This is a genomic window from Marmoricola sp. RAF53 (genome assembly GCF_052114005.1).
Lineage (GTDB): Bacteria > Actinomycetota > Actinomycetes > Propionibacteriales > Nocardioidaceae > Marmoricola.
Genome location: NZ_JBFRDX010000029.1, coordinates 13,115 through 37,862, shown reverse-complemented (window position 1 = coordinate 37,862; position 24,748 = coordinate 13,115). Strand labels below are relative to the sequence as shown.

21 protein-coding genes are annotated in these 24,748 nt (G+C 70.1%); 1 reads left to right on the top strand and 20 read right to left on the bottom strand.

The window, feature by feature from the left end; genetic code table 11:
• Window position 1: 1 nt before the first annotated feature.
• From AB4Y76_RS19125 to AB4Y76_RS19085, 9 genes are all read right to left on the bottom strand, one after another.
• A complete protein-coding gene (locus tag AB4Y76_RS19125; protein WP_441928206.1) occupies window positions 2–1,375 on the bottom strand; it encodes a replication-associated recombination protein A in 1,374 nt (457 codons plus the stop codon).
• A gap of 122 nt (window positions 1,376–1,497) precedes the next feature.
• Entirely contained in the window at window positions 1,498–2,736 is a 1,239-nt protein-coding gene (locus AB4Y76_RS19120) for an ABC transporter ATP-binding protein (RefSeq protein ID WP_441928204.1), read from the bottom strand.
• Window positions 2,733–3,815 carry an ABC transporter ATP-binding protein gene (locus tag AB4Y76_RS19115; protein ID WP_441928202.1) on the bottom strand — a complete coding sequence of 361 codons (1,083 nt, stop codon included), beginning with the start codon at window positions 3,813–3,815 and terminating at the stop codon, window positions 2,733–2,735. The genes AB4Y76_RS19120 and AB4Y76_RS19115 overlap by 4 nt, the downstream gene beginning before the upstream one ends.
• A gap of 18 nt (window positions 3,816–3,833) precedes the next feature.
• Complete coding sequence (locus AB4Y76_RS19110; RefSeq protein ID WP_441928200.1) at window positions 3,834–4,847, bottom strand: ABC transporter permease; 1,014 nt, start codon at window positions 4,845–4,847, stop codon at window positions 3,834–3,836.
• Between the two features lie 179 nt (window positions 4,848–5,026).
• Entirely contained in the window at window positions 5,027–6,742 is a 1,716-nt protein-coding gene (locus AB4Y76_RS19105; RefSeq protein WP_441928199.1) for an ABC transporter substrate-binding protein, read from the bottom strand.
• 97 nt (window positions 6,743–6,839) lie between these two features.
• Window positions 6,840–7,856 carry an ABC transporter permease gene (locus AB4Y76_RS19100; protein WP_441928197.1) on the bottom strand — a complete coding sequence of 339 codons (1,017 nt, stop codon included), beginning with the start codon at window positions 7,854–7,856 and terminating at the stop codon, window positions 6,840–6,842.
• A 194-nt stretch (window positions 7,857–8,050) separates the two neighbouring features.
• Complete coding sequence (gene aspS, locus AB4Y76_RS19095) at window positions 8,051–9,829, bottom strand: aspartate--tRNA ligase (protein ID WP_441928195.1); 1,779 nt, start codon at window positions 9,827–9,829, stop codon at window positions 8,051–8,053.
• Entirely contained in the window at window positions 9,826–11,184 is a 1,359-nt protein-coding gene (gene hisS, locus AB4Y76_RS19090; RefSeq protein ID WP_441928193.1) for a histidine--tRNA ligase, read from the bottom strand. The genes aspS and hisS overlap by 4 nt, the downstream gene beginning before the upstream one ends.
• 39 nt (window positions 11,185–11,223) lie before the next feature.
• A complete protein-coding gene (locus AB4Y76_RS19085; protein WP_441928191.1) occupies window positions 11,224–11,949 on the bottom strand; it encodes an MBL fold metallo-hydrolase in 726 nt (241 codons plus the stop codon).
• A 146-nt stretch (window positions 11,950–12,095) separates the two neighbouring features.
• On the opposite strand from AB4Y76_RS19085, the gene AB4Y76_RS19080 reads away from it, so the two are divergent.
• The gene (locus AB4Y76_RS19080) at window positions 12,096–13,340 is read left to right on the top strand and encodes a DUF349 domain-containing protein (protein ID WP_441928189.1); all 1,245 of its coding nucleotides are present in this window, start codon (window positions 12,096–12,098) and stop codon (window positions 13,338–13,340) included.
• 37 nt (window positions 13,341–13,377) lie between these two features.
• Here the strand turns inward: AB4Y76_RS19080 and AB4Y76_RS19075 are convergent, their stop codons facing one another.
• The 11 genes from AB4Y76_RS19075 to AB4Y76_RS19025 all read right to left on the bottom strand — a co-directional run bounded on the left by AB4Y76_RS19075 (window position 13,378) and on the right by AB4Y76_RS19025 (window position 24,748).
• Window positions 13,378–15,777 carry a RelA/SpoT family protein gene (locus tag AB4Y76_RS19075; protein WP_441928187.1) on the bottom strand — a complete coding sequence of 800 codons (2,400 nt, stop codon included), beginning with the start codon at window positions 15,775–15,777 and terminating at the stop codon, window positions 13,378–13,380.
• Between the two features lie 70 nt (window positions 15,778–15,847).
• A complete protein-coding gene (locus AB4Y76_RS19070) occupies window positions 15,848–16,402 on the bottom strand; it encodes an adenine phosphoribosyltransferase (protein WP_441928185.1) in 555 nt (184 codons plus the stop codon).
• 4 nt (window positions 16,403–16,406) lie between these two features.
• Complete coding sequence (gene secF, locus AB4Y76_RS19065; RefSeq protein WP_441928183.1) at window positions 16,407–17,663, bottom strand: protein translocase subunit SecF; 1,257 nt, start codon at window positions 17,661–17,663, stop codon at window positions 16,407–16,409.
• Entirely contained in the window at window positions 17,663–19,429 is a 1,767-nt protein-coding gene (gene secD, locus AB4Y76_RS19060) for a protein translocase subunit SecD (RefSeq protein ID WP_441928181.1), read from the bottom strand. The genes secF and secD overlap by 1 nt, the downstream gene beginning before the upstream one ends.
• Window positions 19,430–19,442: 13 nt before the next feature.
• Entirely contained in the window at window positions 19,443–19,736 is a 294-nt protein-coding gene (yajC, locus tag AB4Y76_RS19055; RefSeq protein WP_441928179.1) for a preprotein translocase subunit YajC, read from the bottom strand.
• A 201-nt stretch (window positions 19,737–19,937) separates the two neighbouring features.
• Window positions 19,938–20,990 (bottom strand): Holliday junction branch migration DNA helicase RuvB, encoded by a 1,053-nt coding sequence (gene ruvB, locus AB4Y76_RS19050; RefSeq protein WP_441928220.1) that lies wholly within the window; start codon window positions 20,988–20,990, stop codon window positions 19,938–19,940.
• A 55-nt stretch (window positions 20,991–21,045) separates the two neighbouring features.
• Window positions 21,046–21,651 carry a Holliday junction branch migration protein RuvA gene (gene ruvA, locus AB4Y76_RS19045; protein ID WP_441928177.1) on the bottom strand — a complete coding sequence of 202 codons (606 nt, stop codon included), beginning with the start codon at window positions 21,649–21,651 and terminating at the stop codon, window positions 21,046–21,048.
• Window positions 21,648–22,175: a crossover junction endodeoxyribonuclease RuvC gene (gene ruvC / locus AB4Y76_RS19040; protein WP_441928175.1), complete on the bottom strand. Its 528-nt coding sequence runs from the start codon at window positions 22,173–22,175 to the stop codon at window positions 21,648–21,650. The genes ruvA and ruvC overlap by 4 nt, the downstream gene beginning before the upstream one ends.
• A 103-nt stretch (window positions 22,176–22,278) precedes the next feature.
• The gene (locus AB4Y76_RS19035; RefSeq protein ID WP_441928173.1) at window positions 22,279–23,043 is read right to left on the bottom strand and encodes a YebC/PmpR family DNA-binding transcriptional regulator; all 765 of its coding nucleotides are present in this window, start codon (window positions 23,041–23,043) and stop codon (window positions 22,279–22,281) included.
• 28 nt (window positions 23,044–23,071) lie between these two features.
• Entirely contained in the window at window positions 23,072–23,680 is a 609-nt protein-coding gene (gene pdxT / locus AB4Y76_RS19030) for a pyridoxal 5'-phosphate synthase glutaminase subunit PdxT (RefSeq protein WP_441928171.1), read from the bottom strand.
• Between the two features lie 42 nt (window positions 23,681–23,722).
• Entirely contained in the window at window positions 23,723–24,748 is a 1,026-nt protein-coding gene (locus AB4Y76_RS19025; RefSeq protein ID WP_441928170.1) for a signal peptidase I, read from the bottom strand.

Here is a 24,748-nt window from a genome sequence, read left to right as displayed (position 1 = left end):
CCTACCTGCCGCGGATCCGCCGCCGGATCCGCTCCCAGCGCTCGCGGAAGCCGGCCTCGGCGCCGAGCGCGGTCGGCCGGTAGTACTCGGCGTCGACGACCGGGTCGGGTGCGTACTGCTGCTCGGCGATCCCGAACGGCTCGTCGTGCGAGTACCGGTACGACGTCCCGTGCCCGAGGTCCTTCGACCCCGGGTAGTGCGCGTCCCGCAGGTGCGCCGGGACGGCCCCGATCTTCCCGGACCGGACGTCGGCGATGGCCGCGTCGACGGCCTTGATGACCGAGTTGGACTTCGGGGCCAGGGCGAGCTCGATGGTCGCCTGGGCGAGGTTCAGCCGGGCCTCGGGCATCCCGATGAGCTGCACCGCCTGCGCGGCGGCCACCGCCGTGGTCAGGCCCGACGGGTGCGCCAGGCCGACGTCCTCGCTGGCCAGGATCACCAGCCGGCGGGCGATGAAGCGGGGGTCCTCCCCCGCCTCGATCATCCGGGCCAGGTAGTGCAGCGCCGCGTCGACGTCGGAACCGCGCACCGACTTGATGAACGCGCTGATCACGTCGTAGTGCTGGTCACCCTGGCGGTCGTACCGGACCGCCGCCCGGTCGACCGCGGTCTCCGTGGTGGCCAGGTCGATCTCGACCGGGCCGCCCTCGACACCGGACGCCCCGCGGGACAGGGCTGCCCCGGCGGCCGCCTCCAGGTAGGTCAGCGAGCGGCGGGCGTCGCCGCCGGCCAGCCGGACCAGGTGGTCGCGGGCGTCCTCGTCCAGCGTCACCGCCCCGCCGAGGCCGCGCTCGTCCTTGAGGGCGGCGTCGACCACCGCCCGGATGTCGTCGTCGGTGAGCGGCTCCAGGGTCAGCAGCAGCGACCGGGACAGCAGCGGCGAGATCACCGAGAAGAACGGGTTCTCCGTGGTCGCCGCGACCAGCGTCACCCACCGGTTCTCGACCCCGGGCAGCAGGGCGTCCTGCTGCGCCTTGGTGAACCGGTGCACCTCGTCGACGAAGAGCACCGTCTCCTGCCCGCTCGCGACCAGGCGGGAGCGGGCCGCGTCGATGGCCGCCCGCACCTCCTTGACTCCGGCGGCGACCGCGGAGACCTCGACGAAGACCCGGTTGGTCTGACCGGAGACGATCGCCGCGATGGTCGTCTTGCCCGTCCCCGGCGGTCCCCACAGGAGCAGCGACATCGGCTGGTCGCCCTCGATCAGCCGGCGCAGCGGCGATCCGGTGGCCAGCAGGTGCTGCTGCCCGACGAGCTCGTCGAGCGTGCGCGGACGCATCCGCACCGCGAGCGGTGCGGACGCGTGCGTGTTCCCCGCCAGCGTGCCTCCGCCGGCGGGCGCCGCCGGGGCGGTCTCGAACAACGCGTCGTCCACGAGTCGAGGCTACCGAGCGCCCGAGCTTGCTCGAGGCCGAGTGGCCGAGAACTCGTTGAGGAGCGAAGCGACGATCACGAGTCGAGGCTACCGAGCGCCCGAGCTTGCTCGGGGCCGAGCCCTCAGGAGGTGCCGGTCAGCTTGCCCGTCTTGAGGTCGAGCCAGGTGTCGTCGTACCCGGGCTTGTTGAGCTGGATGTCCGCGACGGCGCCCGGGACGGGTGCGCCCTGCGCGTCCACGCCGCAGACCTCCAGGGTCACCGGGGTGGCCGGGTGCGCGCCGAGCTCGCCGGCGAAGTGGCAGGCGACCTTGTGGCGCGGGCCGATCTGCAGCAGCGGCGGCTCGACCTTCGCGCAGATGTCCTGCGCGAACGAGCAGCGGGTCCGGAACCGGCAGCCCGACGGCGGGTTGATCGGGCTGGGGACGTCGCCCTCCAGCCGGATCCGCTCGCGCCGCCCGCCGATCTGCGCCTGCTTCACGTCCGGGGCCGCCGACAGCAGCGCCTGGGTGTACGGATGGTGCGGGCGCGCGTACAGCGTCTCCCGGTCCGCGATCTCGACGATCTTGCCCAGGTACATGACCGCGATCTCCGGGCAGAAGTGCCGGACGATGGCGAGGTCGTGGGCGATGAAGAGGAAGGCGATGTCGAACTCGCGCTGCAGGTCCTGGAGCAGGTTGATCACCTGCGCCTGGATCGAGACGTCGAGCGCGGAGACCGGCTCGTCGGCGACCAGGAGCTTCGGCTGCAGGGTCAGCGCCCGGGCGATGCCGATGCGCTGGCGCTGACCGCCGGAGAACTCGTGCGGGTAGCGGTTGTAGTGCTCCGGGTTGAGACCGACGATCTCGAGGAGCTCCTTGACCCGGTCCTTGATCTTGTCCTTGGGCATGACGTCGTGGATCAGCAGCGGGGCCGCGACGATCGCGCCGACCGAGTGCCGCGGGTTCAGCGACGTCGCCGGGTCCTGGAAGATCATCTGGATGTCGCGCCGCAGCGGCAGCATCTGGCGCTGCGAGATGTGCGCGATGTCCCGGCCCTCGAACTTGATCGAGCCGCCGGTCGGGTCGTACAGCCGGGTGATCAACCGGCCGGTGGTCGACTTGCCGCACCCGGACTCACCGACGAGGCCGAGCGAGTTGCCGGCCCCGACCTGGAACGACACCCCGTCGACCGCCTGCACGTGCCCGACGGTGCGGTTGATGATCCCGCCCGACTTCACCGGGAAGTACATCTTGAGGTTGTCGACCTCGAGGATCGTCTGCGCGTTCGGGTCCAGCCTGGTCGCCGCGTGGCCCTCGATCACGGGGGCCACGGGCGGGGTCACGTCGGTCTCGACGTCGGTGGTCATCTCGGCCTCGCTCATCGGTTCTCCCCCGGGGTCGTCGCCGCAGCATCCTCGACCAGGTCGGGAGCGATCTCGGGCAGGATCTCCGTCTGGTAGACCGTGGCCGGGTCGGGCAGGTGGCAGCGCTTCACGTGCTCGCCGCCGCTGCTCGCGGGGGTGAGCTCGGGCAGCTGGGTGGTGCACAGGTCGCCGGGCACCTTGGCCCGGTGCGGGCAGCGCGGGTGGAACGCGCAACCGGTCGGCGGGTTGAGCAGGCTCGGCGGGTTGCCCGGGATCGGGATCAGCCGGGCGTCGGTGTCGCCCTCGAGGTCCGGCACGCTGGAGAGCAGGCCCCAGGTGTACGGCATCTCGGGGTGGGTGAGGATCTCCTTGCACGGGCCGTACTCGACGGCGCGGCCCGCGTACATGACCAGCACGTCGTCGGCCATCTCCGCGACGACGCCGAGGTCGTGGGTGATGATCATGATCGCCGAGTTGAACTCGCGCTGCAGGTCCTGGAGCAGGTCCAGGATCTGCGCCTGCACCGTCACGTCCAGGGCCGTGGTCGGCTCGTCGGCGATGAGCAGGCTCGGGTTGTTGATCAGGCTCATCGCGATCATCGCGCGCTGCCGCATGCCGCCGGAGAACTGGTGCGGGTACGCGTCCACGCGGCGGTCCGGCTGCGGGATGCCGACCCGGTCGAGCATCTCGATGGTGCGCGCGCGAGCGGCCTTCTTGCTCACGTCGTTGTGGACCAGGTACGCCTCGCCGATCTGGTCGCCGACGGTGTAGTACGGGTGCATCGCCGACAGCGGGTCCTGGAAGATCATCGCGACGTCGCGACCGCGACGCCAGCGCATCTCCTCGTCGCTGAGCTGGAGCAGGTCGGTCCCCTCGAACATGATCTCGCCGCTGACCTGGGCGTTCGTCCCGCGGTGCAGGCCGAGGATCGTCGAGCTGGACACCGACTTGCCGGAGCCGGACTCGCCGACGATGCCCAGCGTGCTGCCGCCGGAGAGATCGAAGGAGAGGCCGTCGGTGGCCTTCACGATGCCGTCGTCGGTCGGGAAGTGGACCTTCAGGTCCCTGACCGAGAGCAGGGTGTCAGGTTCGGACATGTGAGTCATGGGGTCCCCTCAGCCGACTCGAACGCGCGGGTCGATGAACGCGTAGAGCACGTCCACGATGATGTTGGCCACGATCACGAAGGTGGCGAGCACGACCACCAGGCCGACGAGCAGCGGCAGGTCCTTGTTCACGCTCGCGCTCACCGCCAGGTAGCCGAGGCCGGCGAAGTTGAAGACCGTCTCGGTGATGATCGCGCCACCGAGAAGTCCGGCCAGGTCGAGACCGGCCATCGTGACGAGCGGGGTGAGCGCCGCGCGCATCGTGTGCTTGGAGACCACCTTGCGCTGCGCCAGACCCTTGGCCTTCGCGGTGCGGATGTAGTCCTCGCTGGAGGACTCCAGCACGAAGGCGCGCGTCATCCGGACGTAGCCCGCCATGAAGAACAGCGCGAGCGTGATCGCGGGCAGGATCAGGCCGGTCAGCCAGGACCACGGGTTCTCGGTGAACGGGATGTACTCGGGCGTCGGCACGAGCCCCCACTTGATCGCGACGAACTTGTAGAGGAACAGGCCGACGAAGAAGGTAGGGAACGCGTAGAAGATCAGCGAGACCCCGACGACGCCGCGGTCGATGATCGTGCCCTTCTTGAGGGCCGCCAGAACGCCGAACGCGATACCTCCGGTGATCCAGAGGATGAACGCGACGATCGCCAGCGAGGCCGAGATCGGCAGCGATTTCTTGATCAGGTTCGTGACGGTGTCGTTGAAGTACTTGGAGTAGCCCAGGCACGGGGCCGGGCACTCGACGACGAGCTCGGGGTGGGCCTTGGCCAGCGCCTCGTCCTCGGGGAAGGTGCGGCCCTTGACGACGCCGACGACGAAGTCCTTCCACTGCACGACGATCGGCTTGTCGTACCCCAGGGACTTGTTGGTCTGCTCGATCAGCGCCGGCGAGCAGATCTTGCCGCAGGACTGCCGACCGGGGTCTCCCGGCCCGGAGAAGAACAGCAGGATCGTCACGAAACTCATGACCAGCAGGAGGATGATTCCTGCGAAGCTGCGCCGGACGATGTAGGCGAACACGGTTGCTCCCACCTAGCGGGGACCGGTAGGTCCCGCTGTCGAGATGTTATCTCCGGCGCTGGCCGGACGTAAGGACGTGCGACGTGCCCGGGGTGGGGGTTCGCACCCCCACCCCGGCTGACGGGTGGCTCACTCGTGGTGAGCCACCCGCCTCACGTGTCGGACTTGTCCGATCTAGATCACTTGCTGACGGCGATGGCACCCAGCTCCGGGTAACCGTTCGACGCCGGGCTCTGGATGTAGTCAGCAACCTTCGAGCCGTGCAGGAAGTAGAACCGGGTGATCTCCAGCGGGACGTAGGCAACGTCCTTGCCCAGCTGGTCGTCGAGCTCGGCGTACTTGGCAGCCTGCTCGTTGACGTCGCCCAGAGCGGCGGCCTCGTCGATCAGCTTGTTCGCAGCGTCGCTCTTGTAGTTGCCGTAGTCCTGGCCGTTCGACTCCTTGGTCAGGTTGATCCGGCTGTCGAACAGCGGCGGGATGACCGTCGCGATCGACGGCCAGTCAGCACCCCAGCCACCCCACGTCACGTCGAAGTCCGCGGACGGCTTCTGCACGATGTCGTAGTAGGTGTCGGTCAGCGGGTCCAGGGTGACCTTGAAGCCGGCCTTGTCCCAGCCGTCCTTCAGCGCAGCGGCCTGCTTGTCGGAGGTCGGGGTACCACCGTTGTAGGTGAACTTGATCGGGTACGGCAGCTTCTCGCCCGACTCGGCGAGCAGCTTCTTGGCGCCCTCGATGTCACCGGCCGGCGGCGCGGTGAAGTTCGGGTTGTCCTTGTAACCGATCAGAGCCGGGTTCACGATCGACTTGGCCGGCTTGTAGGCCTTGTCGCCACCACCAGCTGTGATCCAGCCCTCGACGTTGGTCGAGAGCATGAGGGCCTGCCGGACCTTCAGGTTCTTCATCTTGTTGAAGTTCGGCAGCACGTAGTCCACGAACGGCGAGTCGGTCAGCGTGGAGCGCTTCTCGACCTCACCGGTGATCTGCGAGTAGTAGGCCGGCGGGACCACGCGGTCGGTGACGGCGTACTTGTCGTTACCGGCGTCGGCGATCATGCGGTCGGCGATGATCTCGTTGGTCAGACCCTGGGTGAAGACGAACTTGTCCGGCTTCGCGGTGCGGATCTCGTCGGTCGACTTGTCCCACGCGGTGTTGCGCACGAAGGTGCCGCCCTTGGCGACGTCCCACTTGCCCTCGAGCTTGTACGGGCCGCTCGAGAAGACCTCGTAGTTGGACTTGTCGCCCTGGTCCTGGTCCTTGCGGTACGGACCGAAGGAGTTCAGCGACGCGATCGCCAGCGGGAAGTCCGGGAACGGCTTCTTGAAGTTGTAGGTGATCGTGTTGCCGTCGCAGGTGATCGCCTTGTCGAAGTCGGCCGCGTTGTTGTTCTTGTACGGACCGTCGTAGGTCGGCAGACCGGTCTTGGCGTCGGTCGGGACGTCGAGGTAGCCGAGCACGTAGTTCGGGCCACCGATGATGACGTCGGTCGCGAAGGTGCGGGAGACGCCGTACTTGAAGTCCTCACACGTGATCGCCTTGCCGTCCTGCCACTTCACGCCGTCCTTGATCGTGAACTTCCACGTCTTGGCGTCGTTGCTGGACGTACCGGTGTCGGTCGCCAGGTCGGCCTGCGGCTCGACAGCCTTCTGCGGGTCGTCGGTGACCGGGAAGCTGACCAGCTGCCGGTAGACCAGGCGGTTCATGTCGGCGAGGTCGCGCCCGATGTACGTGCGCTGGGGGTCGAGGTGCTCCGCCGGGCGCTTGGTCAGGTAGTAGATGGTGCCACCCGACGACGCGCTCGAGCTGCCTCCGTCGCTGCTGCTGCCGCACGCCGAGAGCGTGCCGGCGACGACAGCGGTCGCCGCGAGAGCGACGGCTGCCTTTCGATACCTGCGCATGTGTTGTCTCCTCCTCTGTGACGCGCCGCAGTCCGGCGTCCACTTCCGGCAACGTTGTGCTGCCGAAGCTTTGGGTGTGGTCCCCGTACGGGACCGGCTATCGATTGCTCTTCGGGTCCAGCGCGTCGCGCAGCCCGTCTCCCAGCAGGTTGAAGCTGACGACGATGACGGCGATCAGCAGTGCTGGGAAGAAGAAGAACGTGAAGTCCGAGACCGAGTAGGCGATGGAGTCGGTGAGGACGTTGCCCAGGGTCGGGGTGGGCGGCTTGACGCTGACGCCGAGGAAGGCGAGAGCAGCCTCGGCCGACACGTAGGCCGGCATGGTCAGCGTGAAGTACACCAGGATCGGCGCCCACAGGTTGGGCAGCAGCTCCTTGAAGTAGATGCGGCGCTTGGAGGCGCCGAGCGCGCGGGCCGCCTCCACGAACTCGCGCTCGCGGATCGAGAGCACCTGACCGCGGACGACGCGGGCGATCGGCGGCCAGCCGAAGAGGCCGAGCACCAGGATCACGTAGACCGACTGCGCGGTGTTGCCCGGCGGGATGTGCAGCGTGTGGGTCAGGAAGTAGATCGCGGTGCCGGACAGCGCGAGCAGCATCAGGGTCTGCGGGAACGACAGCGTCAGGTCGATCGACCGGCCGATCACGCCGTCGACGAACCCGCCGCGGAACCCGGAGATGATGCCGAGCACCGTGCCGAGCACGACCGCGATGATCGTCGCCGCCAGCGCGATCGACAGCGAGTAGGTCAGGCCCAGCCAGAGCCGGGACAGGACGTCGGTGCCGGAACCGGGAACCACGCCGAGCGGGTGCGCCCACGAGATGCCGCCGAGGGCGCCCTTCGGCACACCACCGGCGGACGCGTCGAGCAGCTTGTCGTGGTTGGAGTACGGGTCGAGAACGCCCATCCGCACCAGGATCGGCGCCGCGATCGCCGCCAGGGTGTAGAGCAGGACGACGGTGAACGAGACCATCGAGAGGCGGTCCTTGCGGAACCGACGTACGGCGAGCCGGGTCGGGGAGAGTCCCGCGACCGTGCTGCCTCCCTGAGGCTCCAGCGAGTCGGCCTCGTGCTTGGCCTCGTGACTCGTGAGATCTGTCGCCGAAAGAGACACGTTTCCCTCATCTTCCCGTGGTCCGAGCGTCCAACGCGAGGATCGCCCGCGTCGACCGCGACTCTATGTGACAGTCACCGCATTCCGGGGTCCACATGCGTAACGATCTGGACACGGAGGGCGTCCACGCCCGAGAACGCCCGTGACCGCGCCGTTCAAGGTCACGACGCGGTCACGGGAGGGTCACGAAAAGGTCAGGACGACGGGGTTTCGGCTTCCTTCGGGGTCGGCTTCGCGTCGACTCCGGCCTCCTTGCGCTGCTCCGGCGTGATCGGCGCCGGCGCGGCGGTCAGGGGGTCGTAGCCGCCGCCGCTCTTCGGGAAGGCGATCACGTCGCGGATCGAGTCCGCCTTGGCGAGCAGGGCGCAGATCCGGTCCCAGCCGAGCGCCAGGCCGCCGTGCGGCGGGGCGCCGTACTTGAACGCCTCGAGCAGGAAGCCGAACTTCTCCTCGGCCTCCTCCTCGCCGATGCCCATGATCGCGAAGACCCGCTTCTGGATGTCCTCGCGGTGGATACGGATCGAGCCGCCACCGATCTCGTTGCCGTTGCAGACGATGTCGTAGGCCCAGGCGACGGCGTTCGCCGGGTCGGCGTCGAACGTCTCCAGGTCCTGCGGCGAGGTGAAGGCGTGGTGCACCGCGGTCCAGGCGCCGCTGCCGACGGCGACGTCACCGGAGGCGGTGGCCTCGTCGGCGGGCTCGAAGAGCGGCGCGTCGACGACCCAGAGGAAGCTCCACGCGTCCTCGTCGATGAGGCCGCAGCGCCGGCCGATCTCCAGGCGCGCGGCGCCGAGCAGTGCCCGGCTCGCCTTGACCGCTCCGGCGGCGAAGAAGATGCAGTCCCCCGGGTTCGCGCCGACGTGCGCTGCCAGCCCGGCCGTCTCGGTCTCGGTGAGGTTCTTGGCGACCGGTCCGCCCAGGGTGCCGTCCTCGGCGACCAGGACGTAGGCGAGGCCCTTGGCGCCGCGCTGCTTGGCCCACTCCTGCCAGGCGTCGAGCTGCTTGCGCGGCTGGCTCGCCCCGCCGGGCATGACCACCGCACCGACGTACGGCGCCTGGAAGACCCGGAAGGTGGTGTCGGCGAAGTACTCGGTGCACTCGACGAGCTCCTGGCCCATCCGCAGGTCGGGCTTGTCGGAGCCGAACCGGCGCATCGACTCGGCGTACGTGAGCCGCGGCAGCGGGGTCGGCACCTCGTAGCCGACCAGCGCCCAGAGCGCGGTCAGGATCTCCTCGGTCAGCGCGATCACGTCGTCCTGCTCGACGAAGCTCATCTCGAGGTCGAGCTGGGTGAACTCCGGCTGCCGGTCGGCGCGGAAGTCCTCGTCCCGGTAGCAGCGGGCGATCTGGTAGTACCGCTCCATGCCGGCGACCATGAGAAGCTGCTTGAACAGCTGCGGGCTCTGCGGAAGCGCGTACCAGCTGCCCGGCGCGAGCCGGGCCGGCACCAGGAAGTCGCGCGCGCCCTCCGGCGTCGAGCGGGTCAGCGTCGGCGTCTCGACCTCGACGAAGTCGTGCCGGGCGAGGACCTCGCGGGCCGCCTTGTTGACGTCGCTGCGCAGCCGGAGCGCGGCGTTCGGGCCGGAGCGGCGCAGGTCCAGGTAGCGGTGCTTGAGCCGGGCCTCCTCCCCCACCTCGACGTGGTCGCTGATCGGGAAGGGCAGCGGGGCCGCCTCGCTGAGCACCACCACGTCGGCGGCGACGACCTCGATCTCGCCGGTGGCAAGGTTCGGGTTCTCGTTGCCGGCCTTGCGGGCGGTCACCTCGCCGGTGACCTTGAGGCAGTACTCGGCACGGAGGTGGTGCGCCACGGCCTCGTCCCGGATCACCACCTGGACGACCCCGCTGGCCTCACGCAGGTCGATGAACGCGACGCCTCCGTGATCGCGGCGGTTCGCCACCCAGCCGGCGAGGGTGACGGTCTGGCCGACGTGCTCGGCGCGCAGGGCGCCGGCGTCGTGGGTGCGGATCACTGGTTCTTCTCCTGGTCGACGGTGATGGTGGGGCGGAGGTCCGCCGCGGGCGGCGTCCAGGTGTCCGGGTCGACCGGCACCTGCTCGCCACTGCGGATGTCCTTGATCTGGGGGCCGTCCTCGGTCGAGAACAGCACGTACGGGATGCCGCGCCGCTCGGCGTAGCGGATCTGCTTGCCGAACTTCTGGGCCGTGGCGACCACTTCACACGGGACGCCGTTGCGGCGCAACCGGGTTGCCAGTGCGTCGGAGTCGGCCCGGCTCCCCTCGTCGGTCAGCGCGACCAGCACCACGCTCGGCACCGACCGGTCCGCGACCAGGACGCCCTTGTTGAGCAGCGGCACCAGCAGCCGGCTGAGCCCGAGCGAGATGCCGACCCCCGGGTAGGTGGTCCTCCCGTCGCTGGCCAGGGCGTCGTACCGGCCGCCGGAGCAGATCGAGCCGAGCGACTCGTGCCCGTCCAGCCGGGTCTCGAAGACCGTGCCGGTGTAGTAGTCCAGGCCGCGGGCGATCTTCAGGTCGGCCTCGATGCGTACCTTGTCGCCGACGAGGGGAGCACAGCCGCGGACCAGCGCGGCCAGCTCCTCGAGGCCCTCGTCGAGCAGCGGGTGTTCCACCCCGAGGGCGCGCACCTTGTCCACGAACGTGTCGTCCGCGGTGCAGATCGTCGCCAGCTCCAGGCAGCGGTCGGCCTGGCCCTCGGTGAGCCCCGACCCGACCAGCTGGGTGCGGAGCACGTCGGCGGGCAGCTTGTCGAGCTTGTCGATCAGGCGCATCGTCTCGTCGATGTCGGCGATGCCCAGGCCGGCGTAGAAGCCCTGGATCAGCTTGCGGTTGTTGACCTGCAGCCGGAAGCCCGGCAGGCCGATCCCCTCCGGCGCCGCGAGCCGGCCGAGCGCATCCAGCATGACCCGGGCGACCTCGACGTCGTGGTGGAACGGCAGCTCGCCGGAGCCGACGACGTCGATGTCGGCCTGGGTGAACTCGCGGTAGCGGCCGTCCTGGGGCCGCTCACCGCGCCACGCCTTCTGGATCTGGTAGCGCCGGAACGGGAACTCGAGCTTCCCGGAGTTCTCCAGCACGTAGCGCGCGAACGGCACGGTGAGGTCGAAGTGCAGGCCGAGGGTCGAGTCGCGCTTGTCGTCCTCCTCCTGCAGCCGGCGCAGCAGGTACACCTCCTTGGAGGTGTCCCCCTTGCGCAGCAGCTGGTCGAGGGGCTCGACGGCGCGGGTCTCGATGTTCGCGAAGCCGTGCAGCTCGAAGACCTGCGCGAGGGTCGCGATCACGGACGTCTCGACGAAGCGCTGCGCGGGCAGCAGCTCGGGGTACCCGCTCAGCGGGGTGGGCTTGGCCATCTCTCCTCAGGTCCGTCTCGGGGTCCGTCTTCGGGTCCGTCACAGGCCCCGCGTGACCTGGCCGACGCCCGGCTGGTTTGGCCCAGCACCGTCGAGCAGGTCCAGCAGGAACGGGTTGGTGGCGCGCTCGCGCCCGATCGAGGTCTGCTCGCCGTGGCCCGGGAGCACGACGATGTTGTCGGCCAGCGGCAGCACCTTGTCGCGCAGGCTGCGCAGCATCGTCGGGTGGTCGCCGCCGGGCAGGTCGGTACGGCCGATCGAGCCCGCGAAGAGGAGATCGCCGGAGAACATCAGCGAGTCGATGTCCGCCTCGCCGTACGGGGTGCGGAAGACGACCGAGCCCGCGGTGTGGCCCGGGGTGTGGTCGACGACGAGCTCCAGGCCCGCCAGCTCCAGGGTCTGGCCGTCGGCCAGCTCCTCGACCCGGTCCGGCTCGGCGAACTCGTACTTCCCGCCGAGCATCATCGCCGTGGTCTCCGCGGACATCCCTGCCATCGGGTCGGCGAGCAGGTGCCGGTCGTTCGGGTGGATGTACGCCGTCGCGTCGTACGTGCCGGCGACCGGGGCCACGCACCACATGTGGTCGACGTGCCCGTGGGTGACGAGCACGGAGACCGGCTTGAGCCGGTGTTCGCGGACGACCGCCTCCACGCCCTCGGCGGCGTCCTTGCCCGGATCGATCACGACGCACTCGGCGCCCGCACCGGTCGCCACCACGTAGCAGTTCGTCCCCCAGGGGCCTGCGGGGAATCCAGCGATCAGCACGGCATCTCTTCCTGCGACTTCTGCGACTTCTACGGGGGCGGCGAACGGCCCCCAGCCTACTGTCACTCCTCCGGACCGCTTGCATGCGTACGATGAACCCCGCAGCACGTACTCGACTGACATGACCCGGACAGAAGGGCCGCGAAGTGACCGCGCAGGGGAATCAGGCCGACAGCTTCGGACGCGTCGACGCGGACGGGACCGTCTACGTCCGCGTCGGGGACCAGGAACTGGTCGTCGGGCAGTATCCGGAGGGCACCGCCGAGGAGGCGATGGCCTTCTTCACCAAGCGCTACGACGCGCTCGCGTTCGAGGTCCAGCTCCTCGAGCAGCGGGTCCGCAGCGGCGCGATGTCCCCCGACGACGCCAGCAAGTCGATCGCCCGGGTCGCCGAGCAGCTCGAGGAGCCGCACGCGGTCGGCGACATCACCGCCCTGGTCTCCCGCCTCAACGCCCTCAAGCCGGTGATCGGCATCCAGCGCGAGCAGCGCCGCGAGGACCGCAGCCGCAAGGTCGAGGAGGCCCGCGAGCGCAAGACCGCGATCGTCACCGAGGCCGAGACGATCGCGGCCGGCAAGGACTGGCGCAACGGCGCCAACCGGCTCCGCGACCTGCTCGCGGAGTGGAAGGAGCTCCCGCGTCTGGAGAAGACGGCCGACGACGAGCTCTGGCACCGGTTCTCCGGCGCCCGCACCGCCTACACCCGCGCCCGCAAGTCCCACTTCGCCGAGCTCTCGGAGAAGCGCGAAGGTGCCCGGGTGGTCAAGGAGCGGCTGGCCAAGGAGGCCGAGGCGCTCGCCGGCTCGACCGACTGGGGCGGCACCGCCGCGGCCTTCCGCGGGCTGATGCAGGAGTGGAAGGCGGCCGGTCCGGCGCCCAAGGACGTCGACGACGCCCTGTGGAAGCGGTTCCGCGGCGCCCAGGACGTCTTCTTCGGCGCCCGTGACGCCGCGAACGCCGAGCTCGACCAGGAGTTCGCGGCCAACGCCGAGGTCAAGCAGGCGCTGCTCGTCGAGGCCGAGGCGCTCCTCCCGGTCACCGACCTGGCCGCCGCCAAGCGCGCCTTCCGCGACATCGCGGACCGCTGGGACGCGGCCGGCAAGGTCCCCCGCGACCAGATCAAGACGCTCGAGGGCCGGATGCGCAAGGTCGAGCAGGAGATCCGCGGCCTCGAGGACGCGGAGTGGAAGAAGTCCGACCCGGAGAAGTCGGCCCGCGCCGACGGCATGGTCGGCCAGCTCCAGGAAGCGATCGAGAAGATCGAGGGCGACCTGGAGAAGGCCCGTGCCGCCGGGGACGCGCGCAAGGTGAAGGACCTCGAGGAGAACCTCGAGTCCCGCCGGGCGTTCCTGGAGATGGCCAAGAAGACCGCCAGCGAGTTCGGCGGCTGACCCGAACCGGTTGAACCCGGCCGGATCAACGGCACCGCTAGTGCGTGACCCGGTAGGCGTCGAAGACGCCGTCGATGCTGCGCACCGACTTCAGGATCGCGCCGAGGTGCTTCGGATCACCCATCTCGAAGGTGAACTTGCTCTTCGCGACCCGGTCGCGGCTGGTGCTCAGCGACGCCGACAGGATGTTCACGTGCTGGTCGGAGAGGACCAGGGTGATGTCGGACAGCAGCCGGGCGCGGTCGAGAGCCTCGACCATGATCTGCACCAGGAAGGTCGAGGTGGAGGTCGGCGCCCACTCGACGTCGACCAGGCGCTCGGGCTGGCCCAGCAGCGACGCGGCGTTCGTGCAGTCCTTGCGGTGCACCGACACCCCTGAGCCGCGGGTGACGAACCCGAGGATCTCGTCGCCCGGCACCGGCGTGCAGCACTTCGCCAGCTTGACCAGGGCATCCGCCCCGAGACCGGTGACGATGACTCCGGAGTCACCGGTGCTGGGCTTCGGCCGCCGTGGCCGGGTGATCGTGACGGCCTCGGCCAGGTCCTCGGCGACGCCCTCGTCGCCGCCGAAGATGTCGATCACCTTGCGTACGACGGCCTGGGCGCCGAGGTTGCCCTCGCCCACCGCTGCGTAGAGCGCGGAGACGTCGGCCAACCGCAGGTCGTGCGCGACCTGGGTGAGCGACTCGTGCGTCATCACCCGCTTGAGGGAGACCCCCTCCTTGCGCATCAGCCGGGCGATCTGGTCCTTGCCGTGCTCGATCGCCTCCTCGCGGCGCTCCTTGGTGAACCAGTGCCGGATCTTGCTGCGGGCGCGCGGCGACTTCACGAAGCCGAGCCAGTCGCGGCTCGGGCCGGCGTTGGGCGACTTCGAGGTGAAGACCTCGACGACGTCGCCGTGCTCGAGCTGGGACTCCAGCGGGACGAGGCGCCCGTTCACCCGGGCGCCGATGGTGTGGTGGCCGACCTCGGTGTGGACGGCGTACGCGAAGTCGACCGGCGTCGATCCGGTCGGCAGGCCGATCACGTCGCCGCGCGGCGTGAAGACGTACACCTCGGAGGCGTTGATCTCGAAGCGCAGCGACTCCAGGAACTCCCCCGGGTCCTCGATCTCGCTCTGCCAGTCGAGCAGCTGCCGCACCCACGGCATGTCGCTCTGCGCGGTCTCGGCCAGCGACTTGTCGGTGTCGCGGCCCTCGCGCACGTCCTCCTTGTACTTCCAGTGCGCGGCGACGCCGTACTCGGCGCGACGGTGCATCGCGAACGTGCGGATCTGCATCTCCACCGGCTTGCCCTGCGGGCCGATCACCGTCGTGTGCAGCGACTGGTACATGTTGAACTTCGGCATCGCGACGAAGTCCTTGAAGCGGCCCGGGATCGGGTTCCAGCGGTTGTGCAGCACGCCGAGGACGCCGTAGCAGTCCGGGTCGTTGTCGACGAGGATCCGGATCCCGACCAGGTCGTAGATGTCGGTGAACTCGCGGCCGCCGTGGATCATCTTCTGGTAGATGGAGTAGTAGTGCTTCGGGCGCCCGGTGACCCGCGCCTTGATCTTCGCCGACTTCAGGTCGGTCTCGACCGCGGAGATCACCTGCCGCATGAACTGGTCCCGCGACGGCGCCCGCTCGGCGACCATCCGGACGATCTCGTCGTAGATCTTCGGGTGCAGGGTCGCGAACGCGAGGTCCTCCAGCTCCCACTTGATCGTGTTCATGCCGAGCCGGTGCGCGAGCGGCGCGAAGATCTCCAGCGTCTCGCGCGACTTGCGCTCCTGCGTCTCGGCCTTCACGTAGCGGAGCGTGCGCATGTTGTGCAGCCGGTCGGCGAGCTTGATGACCAGGACGCGGATGTCGCGGCTCATCGCCACGATCATCTTGCGGATCGTCTCGGACTGCGCCGAGTCGCCGTACTTGACCTTGTCGAGCTTGGTGACGCCGTCGACGAGCAGCGCGACCTCGTCGCCGAAGTCGGCGCGCAGCTGGTCCAGCGTGTACGGCGTGTCCTCCACGGTGTCGTGCAGCAGCGAGGCGACCAGGGTCGGCTCGGTCATGCCGATGTCGGCGAGGATCGTGGTCACCGCGAGCGGGTGGGTGATGTACGGGTCACCGCTCTTGCGCATCTGGCCGCGGTGCATCCGCTCGGCGGTGATGTACGCCCGCTCCAGCAGCGCCAGGTCGGCCTTCGGGTGGTTGGCCCGGACCGCGCGGAAGAGCGGCTCGAGCTCGGCGTTGCCGGTCTGCTTGCTGGTGCCGATCCGGGCCAGCCTGGCCCGGACACCGCGCGGTCCCGAGGGTCCTGCCTCGGAGGCCGAGCCGGGTCGCTGAGGGCTCGGCTTCGGCGGGGACTGCCGGGGTTCCGAACCGGAAGTAGGCCCGGACTTGGACCCGGAATTGGGCGCGGGCGACGAACGGTCCGAGAGCGCCCGTTCGTCCGCCATACCGCCAGTCTAGGAGTACCCGCGACGGGCGCGGTCCGGCACCGCGCCGGGGCGGGCCATCCGCGTCAGGTCAGAGCACGCGCAGCGCACGGAGCGGCAGCCCGTCGAGGGCCGCACGGCCGTCCAGGAAGGACAGCTCCATCAGTACGGCGAGCGCGTGCACCTGCGCGCCGCAGCGCTCGACCAGCTGCGCGGTGGCGCGCGCGGTCCCCCCGGTGGCGAGGACGTCGTCGACCAGGAGCACCCGCTCTCCGGGGGCGAGGGCGTCGGTGTGCATCTCGAGCGTCTCGTGGCCGTACTCGAGCGCGTAGCTCACCGAGTACGTCGCCGACGGCAGCTTGCCGGGCTTGCGCACCGGGACGAAGCCGACGCCGAGCGCGAGCGCGACCGGGGCCGCGAGGATGAACCCGCGGGCCTCCATGCCGATGACCTTGTCGACGACGACCGCACCGCTGTCGTCGCGGCCCGCGTCGGCGAGCGCGCGGACGACTGCGGTGAAGCCGGCGTGGTCGTCGAGCAGCGGCGTGATGTCCTTGAACATCACCCCCGGCTTCGGGAAGTCGGGGACGTCGCGGACGAGCCCGTCGATCAGCGCGCCGAGATCCGTGCCGTCCTGCGGGTTCATCGGGTCACTTGCCGCGCTTGGACCGGGGCTGCCGGTTCGGCTGCGGGCGGTGCGCCGACCCGGAGTCCTCGACCGGGGCCTTCGGCGACGGGACCACCCGGCCGCTGCCGGTGGCGGACGGCCGCGAGGCCGGGGCCTGGAAGGGGGCCTGGAGGGGGGCGCTGTCGGCGGGTTCGCCCTCGGCACCCTCCTCCGGGAGGTCCGGTCCGTCGGCGAGCGGCATGCCCTCGCTGAAGGACGGCACGCTGGCGTAGCGGTCGGCGTCGCGACGCTGCCGCGCCTTGGCCCGGGCGGCCTGCTCGCTGATCTCCTTCTCGCCCTGCTTGAGCTGCACGAGCAGCGGCGTGGCGATGAAGATCGACGAGTAGGCGCCGACGGCCATGCCGACGAACAGCGCGAGCGCGAGATCCTTCAGCGGACCGGAGCCGAGCTGGAAGATGCCCACGTAGAGCAGCGCCCCGACCGGGAGCAGCGCGACGATCGAGGTGTTGATCGAGCGCACGAGCGACTGGTTGACCGCGAGGTTCGCGAGCTCGGCGTACGAGCGCCGGCTCTGCCGGAGGTTCTTGGTGTTCTCACGGATCTTGTCGAAGACCACGACGGTGTCGTACAGCGAGAAGCCGAGGATGGTCAGGATGCCGGTGACCGTCGCCGGGGTGACCTCGAATCCGGAGAGCGCGTAGACGCCCACGGTGATGAGGATGTCGTGCGCCAGCGCGACCAGCGCCGCGATCGACATCTTCCACTCGCGGAAGTACGCCCAGATGAAGAGCACGACCAGGATCAGGAAGACGATGAGGCCGGTGATCGCGCGCTTGGCGACCTCCTTGCCCCAGCTGGCGCCGACCTTCTGAACCGAGATCTTCGTGTCGATCTGGCTGTCCGGGATCCCGAGGGTCTCGGCCATCGCCGCGGTGACGGTCTGCTCCTGAGCGCTCGTGAGCGTCTCGGTGGTGACCCGGATCGTGGTCGCGCCCTTGTTGACCTGCGGGTTGGCCGCTTCCTCGACACCGGTCGCCACGACGGCGTCGGCGACCTTGGTGACGTTGTCCTGGTTGGCCTCGCTCGCCGACACCGACGCCGAGATCTCGGTGCCGCCCTCGAACTCGATACCGAGGTTGAGGCCCTTGACCAGCAGACCGGTCACCGAGAGAACCAGGAGGACGCCGGAGATCGAGTACCAGAGCCACTTGCGGCCGACGAAGTCGACCGAGACCTTGCCCTCGTAGAGATCGTTGCCGAGCCTGCTCAGCTTGCCCATCAGGCAACCCCTCCTGCGACGGGCTGCCTGACCGGGGTCGGCTCGTCGATGCCGAGCGACTCCTGGGACAGGCCGGACCACTTGCCGCCGTTGTTGAAGTACGGACGCCGCGCCAGCAGCGTGACCGCCGGCTTGGTGAAGAAGAAGAACACGATGACGTCGATGATCGTGCTCACACCGAGCGCGAACGCGAAGCCGCGGACCGCGCCGATGGCGAAGATGTAGAGCACCACGGCCGCGAGCAGCGAGACGCTGTCCGCCGCCAGGCAGGTGTTCCGGGCCCGGATCCAGCCGGACTCGCAGGCCACCCGCATCGACTTGCCGGTGCGCATCTCGTCACGGATCCGCTCGAAGTAGACGATGAACGAGTCCGCGGTGATACCCACCGCCACGATCAGACCGGCGATACCGGGCAGCGTGAGCGCGAACCCGGCCGCCTTGGCCAGCACCAGCACGGCACCGTAGGTGACCAGACCGGCGACGATCAGCGAGGCCACCACCACGATGCCCAGGCCGCGGTAGTAGATCAGGCAGTAGATCATCACGATGATCAGGCCGATCAGGCCGGCCAGGATGCCCGCACGGAGCTGGTCGCCGGCCAGCGTCGCGCCGACCTCCTCGACCGTGGGCTGGGGGTCGAACTTGATCGGCAGCGCACCGAACTTGAGCGAGTTCGCCAGCGAGCTCGCGGTGTTCTCGTTGAAGTCACCGGTGATCTGGGCCTTGCCGTCCGGGATCACGCCGGTGAAGCCCGGCGCCGAGATGACCTGGCCGTCGAGCACGATCGCGAACCGGCCGCCGTTGTCGAGCAGCTCGCGGCTGACGTTGGCGAAGGTCTTGGTCGGGTCGCCGCCCTTGAGGGCGAGCTCGACCGCCCAGGTGGCCGAGTTCTGCTGCGGCGGGGCAGCACCGGCGCTCTTGAGCTCGGTGCCCTCGATCACCGCGGCCGACAGCAGGTACTTCTGGCCCTCGTCGTCGCAGGCGACCAGCGGCTGCGCCGGGTCGTCGGTCATCGGCGTGGTGGGGATGCCGTCCTTGTCGCAGGTGAAGGTGGCGAACTTCTGCAGCCACTCGTCACCCGGGTTCACCGACCACTTCAGCGGGTCGTCGACGGGAGCGCCCTTGCTGGTGGTGGTCACCGTCGGCGACGGGATCGCGGTCGGGGCGGCCGACGGGCTGGCCGTCGGCGTGGGCGTGGGGGTGGGCGTGGGGGTGGGCGTCACCGCACCGCGGCCGAAGGCCGGCGCCGGGCGCGGCTTCGGGGTCGACGTCGGGCTGGCGGTCGCGTTCGGCCCGGCCTTCTTGCTCGGCGTGGCCGACGGGGTCGCCTTAGCGGTCGGGGACGCGCCCGGGGACGCGCTCGGGGTCGCCGTCACCGGGACGCCGGAGGCGATCACCGGCTGGCCGCCCTGGTGGGCGACGAGCCGGAACCGGAGCTGGGCGGTCCGCTTGACCGCGTCCTCGAGGTTCTTGCGGTTGCTGCCCGGGAACTCCACCACGATGTTCTTGTTGCCCTGGGTGGTCACCTCGGCCTCGACGACACCGCTGCCGTTGACGCGCTTCTCGATGATCGAGGCCGCTTCCTTCAGCTTCTGCTGGTCGACCTTGTCGTTGGTCGCCTGCAGCGTGATCCGGGTACCGCCGGACAGGTCGAGACCCAGCTGGGGCTTCGCGGTCCCTCCGAGCGCGGCGAGCCCGAACAGGGCTCCGACGCACACGAAGAAGATGGTGAGGGTGCGTCCCGGGCGGGACGTCTTCTTGGCCACGGTCCAGCTTCTCCTAGTCCTCAGAGCTCGGCTCTTCAGGCGCTGCCGGCTCCGGCGCGCGACGTACGACGACCTGGCGGGCCACCGTGATGACGGTCTGCGGGGCGATCTCGAGGTGGACGGTCTCCTCGTCCATGTCGATCACGGTCCCGAAGATGCCCGCCGAGATGATCACCTCGTCACCGACCCCGATCTCCTGCTGGAGCTGAGCGACCCGCTGCTGCGAGCGCCGGGTCGGCCGGATGATGATCGCCCAGAACCCGAGCAGGGCGATCACGATCACCACGTACTGCAGGGCGGCGGGCATGGCGATAACTCTCAGGTCGGGTTCGGGTCGGGCAACAGCAGGCGCGTGGAAAAACGCGCGAAGCGCCACCGCCGGTGAAGTGTATAGGCCCGATCCCATGACATCTGTCAAGAACCCCGATCTCGTCCCGGCAATTCCCGGGGCGGCCGCCGCCTCCGCACGCCTGCCCGGACGCATCGTCCCGCCCCGGGCGCGCCGACGTCAGGGCGTGTCGAACAGGGTGTCCGCGTCCGGCGCGGGCCGCGGCGCCTTGAGCCCGAGGTGCTCCCACGCCGCGGGCGTCGCGATCCGGCCGCGTGGGGTGCGGGCGAGCAGGCCCATCCGGACCAGGAACGGCTCGGCCACCTCCTCGACGGTCTCGCGCTCCTCCCCGACCGCGACCGCGATCGTGCTGACCCCGACCGGGCCTCCCCCGAACCGGTTGCAGAGCGCGTCGAGCACGGCCCGGTCGAGCCGGTCGAGGCCGGACTCGTCGACCTCGAACAGGTCCAGCGCCCGGTGCGCGATGTCACGGGTGACATGGCCGTCGGCGCGCACCTGGGCGTAGTCGCGGACCCGGCGCAGCAACCGGTTCGCGATCCGCGGGGTGCCGCGCGAGCGGGAGGCGATCTCGGCGGTGCCCTCGGCGTCGGCGTCGACGTCGAGCAGCCCGGCCGAACGACGCACGATCTGGTCGAGCTCCGCGGGCGCGTAGAACTCCAGGTGCGCGGTGAAGCCGAACCGGTCGCGCAGCGGACCCGGCAGCAGGCCGGCCCGGGTGGTCGCGCCGACCAGGGTGAACGGCGGGATCTCCAGCGGGATCGCGGTCGCCCCCGGGCCCTTGCCGATCACCACGTCGACCCGGAAGTCCTCCATCGCGAGGTAGAGCATCTCCTCGGCCGGCCGCGACATCCGGTGGATCTCGTCGACGAACAGGACGTCGCCCTCGTTGAGGCCGGACAGGATCGCGGCCAGGTCGCCGGCGTGGGTGATCGCCGGGCCGCTGGTCAGTCGCAGCGGTGCCGACATCTCCGCGGCGATGATCATCGCGAGCGTCGTCTTGCCCAGGCCCGGCGGTCCGGAGAGCAGCACGTGGTCGGGCGTGCGCCCGCGGCTGCGGGCCGCCTCGAGCACCAGCGACAGCTGCTCGCGGACCCGGTGCTGGCCGATCACCTCGTCCAGGGAGCGCGGTCGCAGCGCCGCCTCGACGGCCCGCTCGTCGGCGTCGGCGCCGGACTCGGTCAGGGAGGTCGAACGGTCCTCCAGGTAGGCGATCTCCGCGGCGTCGAGCGCCTCGGTGCCGTCGTACGGTGCGTCGGGGCCCACCGGCTCAGGCCTTGCTCAGCGTGCGGAGGGCGAGGCGCAGCAGGGTCGCGACCTCGGGAACGGGCATCGCGTCGGCCTCCGGCGCCACGGCGGTCACGGCCCTGTCGGCCTCCTTGCCGGACCAGCCGAGACCGACGAGACCGCCGTGGACCTGGACCTGCCAGTCCGCCACCGGCGCGGGGGCGGTCGAGCCGTTCACCACCGAACCGGGGGCGCCGATCCGGTCGCGGAGCTCGAGGATGATCCGCTGCGCGCCCTTCTGGCCGATCCCCGGCACGGTGGTCAGCGCCTTCACGTCGTCGTGCGCCACCGCGGCCCGGATCCGCTCGGGCGACAGCACCGCGAGCATCGCCTGGGCCAGCTTCGGTCCGACGCCGCTGGCCGTCTGGACGAGCTCGAACATCTGCTTCTCGTCGTCGTCGGCGAAACCGAAGAGGGTGAGCGAGTCCTCGCGCACCACCATGCTGGTCGGCACCACGAACTCCGCGCCCAGCCGCAGGTCGGCCAGCGTGTTCGGGGTGCAGTGCAGCTCGAGGCCGACTCCCCCGACCTCGACCACCGCGGAGGTGAGCGTGACGGCCGCGACGCGGCCCCGGACGAAGGCGATCATCGGGCAGCTCCTCCAGCCTGGGCGGCGACGGCCGCCTGGATCCGGTTGATCGCGGTGCCACGCCAGATGTGGCAGATCGCGAGGGCGAGCGAGTCGGCGGCGTCGGCCGGCTTCGGGACGGCGTCGAGGCGGAGCAGCCGGGTGACCATCGCCCCGACCTGCGCCTTGTCCGCCCGGCCGTTGCCGGTGACCGCGGCCTTCACCTCGCTCGGGGTGTGCAGGGCGACGGGGATCCCCCGGGACGCGGCGGCGACCAGGGCGAGGCCGCTGACCTGCGCGGTGCCCATCACGGTGCTCACGTTCGCCTGGGAGAAGACCCGCTCGACGGCGACCGCGTCCGGGCGGACCCGGTCGATCCACTCGTCCAGCCCACGCGCCACCAGCAGCAGCCGTTCCTCGATCGGGACCTCGGCCCCGGTGCGCACCACCCCGACGTCGACCAGGCTGAGCGGACGGCCGACCGTCCCCTCGACCACGCCGACACCGCAGCGGGTCAGTCCGGGGTCGATGCCGAGCACGCGCACGGGTGATCACTCTCCTGGGAGTCGTCGGAAACGAACGTATGTTCGGACAACGCTATCCCGTGGCGGCGCGCCGGACGACGCCGACGCGCCGGGAGGAGGGCGCTCAGGCGTCGAGCGACTCCATGACCTCGTCGGAGACGTCGAAGTTCGCGAACACGTTCTGGACGTCGTCCAGGTCCTCGAGCGCCTCGATCAGCCGGAAGACCTTCGCGGCGCCCTCGGCGTCCAGCTCGACCTGCATCGACGGGACGAAGGAGGCGTCGGCCGAGTCGTAGTCCAGGCCGGCCGCCTGGAGCGCGCTGCGGACCGCCACCAGGTCGGTCGCCTCGCTGACGACCTCGAACGCCTCACCGAGGTCGTTGACCTCCTCGGCGCCCGCGTCCAGGGTGGCCTCGAGGACGTCGTCCTCGCTCACGTCCTTGCCGTCCTGCGCCTTCGGCAGCACGACGACGCCCTTGCGGTTGAAGAGGTACGCCACCGAGCCCGGGTCGGCCAGCGAGCCGCCGTTGCGGGAGGTCGCGGTGCGCACCTCCATTGCGGCCCGGTTCTTGTTGTCGGTCAGGCACTCGATCAGGATCGCGACGCCGTTCGGGCCGTAGCCCTCGTACATGATCGTGATGTAGTCCGCGCCGCCGGCCTCGGCGCCGGAACCCCGCTTCACCGCGCGGTCGATGTTGTCCTTGGTGACCGAGGACTTCTTCGCCTTCTGGATGGCGTCGAACAGGGTCGGGTTGCCGGCCGGGTCTCCGCCGCCCATGCGGGCCGCGACCTCGATGTTCTTGATGAGCTTGGTGTTCATCTTGCTGCGCTTGGCGTCGAGGGCAGCCTTCTTGTGCTTCGTGGTTGCCCACTTGGAGTGGCCGGACATCAGCCCACCTTCCCGGTTAGCGCAGTGCTCACTGCGTCTGCAGAACGAGGTCCACGAAGAGCCGGTGGATGCGTACGTCGCTCCCGACCTCGGGGTGGAAGGACGTCGCCATCAGCGGACCCTGGCGGACCGCGACGATCCTACCCGCGGCCTCGCCGGCCTCGACACGGGCGAGCACCTCGACGCCGGCGCCGACCTGCTCGACCCACGGTGCCCGGATGAAGACGGCGTGGACCGGGTCCGGGAGGCCGGCGAACGCGAGGTCGCCCTCGAAGGAGTCGACCTGCCGGCCGAAGGCGTTGCGGCGGACGGTGATGTCGAGGCCGCCGAGCGTCTCCTGGTCGGCGGTGCCTCCGGTGATCCGGTCGGCGAGCATGATCATCCCGGCGCAGGTGCCGAACGCCGGCATGCCGTCCTGGAGGCGCTTCTGCAGCGGCTCGAACAGCTCGAAGGTACGGGCCAGCTTGAACATCGTGGTCGATTCCCCGCCGGGGATGACCAGGCCGTCGCAGCGGTCGAGCTCGGCGGGACGGCGTACGCCGATCGCGTCGACGCCCAGTCCCGCGAGCGCGTGCAGGTGCTCGCGGACGTCGCCCTGGAGGGCGAGGACGCCGATGGTCGGTGCGGAGGTTCTCACGCCGAAAACCCTATCCGGCGGCGGGAGTCCGCCGTCGGCCGGTCAGGGCACCAGGGTGCAGGTCTTGCCGCCCCCGCTGCCGGTGACGAAGTAGTGCGCGGACGCGGCCGAGACGTTGGACCCGCTGATCGCCACGACCCAGATCTCGGCGTCGTAGCCGTTGTACCCGCCGCTGTTGGACGAGTTGTTGCGGATCGTCGGACCGAAGGCGCGCGAGGTCCCGCCGGCCTTGTTCGTCCGGATCTCGAACCCGGTGGTCGGGTTGCCGGGCCCCCAGGTCCAGGTGAGGTTGAGGGCGTTCCCGCCTGGGTTCGTGCAGCCGGTGATCGTGGGGGTCGCGACCGAGGACCACGTCCCCGTGCTGATGCTCGCCCCCGTCACGGCGACCGAGTCGTTCCAGGCCGCCCAGGTCGTCCGGGACCAGCCGGCGACGACCGCGACCACGAGCACGGCCACCACGGAGGCGCCGACGAGACCGTAGCGGTGGCGCCCGCGCGGCCGGTTCTGCTCCGCCTCGGACGCGACCGGCGCGGGTGCGGTCCCGACGACCGGACCCGCGGTCCCGTCGTCGCCGGACGGCCGCCGACGGAAGGCGATCATCAGCATCAGGACGACGTAGCCGCCGAGGAGGTAGCCGCCGATCCCGCCGGAGAACCAGGCCACGACGTAGCCTGCGCCGGGCACCGCGAACCAGAGCCGCGGCGCCGACGTCACGTGGTAGACCTCGTCGTCGGGTGTCGGGTTGTCGTCGCCCTGGAGCCGCAGCGAGGCGCCCTGCTCCCCCGGGCCGATCGCCACGATCCGGTGGGTGATCGTCTTGCCCTGGGCGTTCACGACGGTGACGACGTCGCCGACGCGGAGGTCGGCCGCGTCGGCCTTGCGGGCGAAGCCGAGAGCGCCGGTCGAGACCGCCGGCTCCATCGAGCCGGAGCGGAACACCAGTGGCCGGGCCCCCGTCACCAGCGCCAGCAGCACCAGCACCAGGCAGCACGCGCCGACGACCGCGGTGCCGGTCAGCAGCAGCTGTCCGGCCCGGGTGGTCCAGCGACGTGCGGTCGTGTCGGTCAT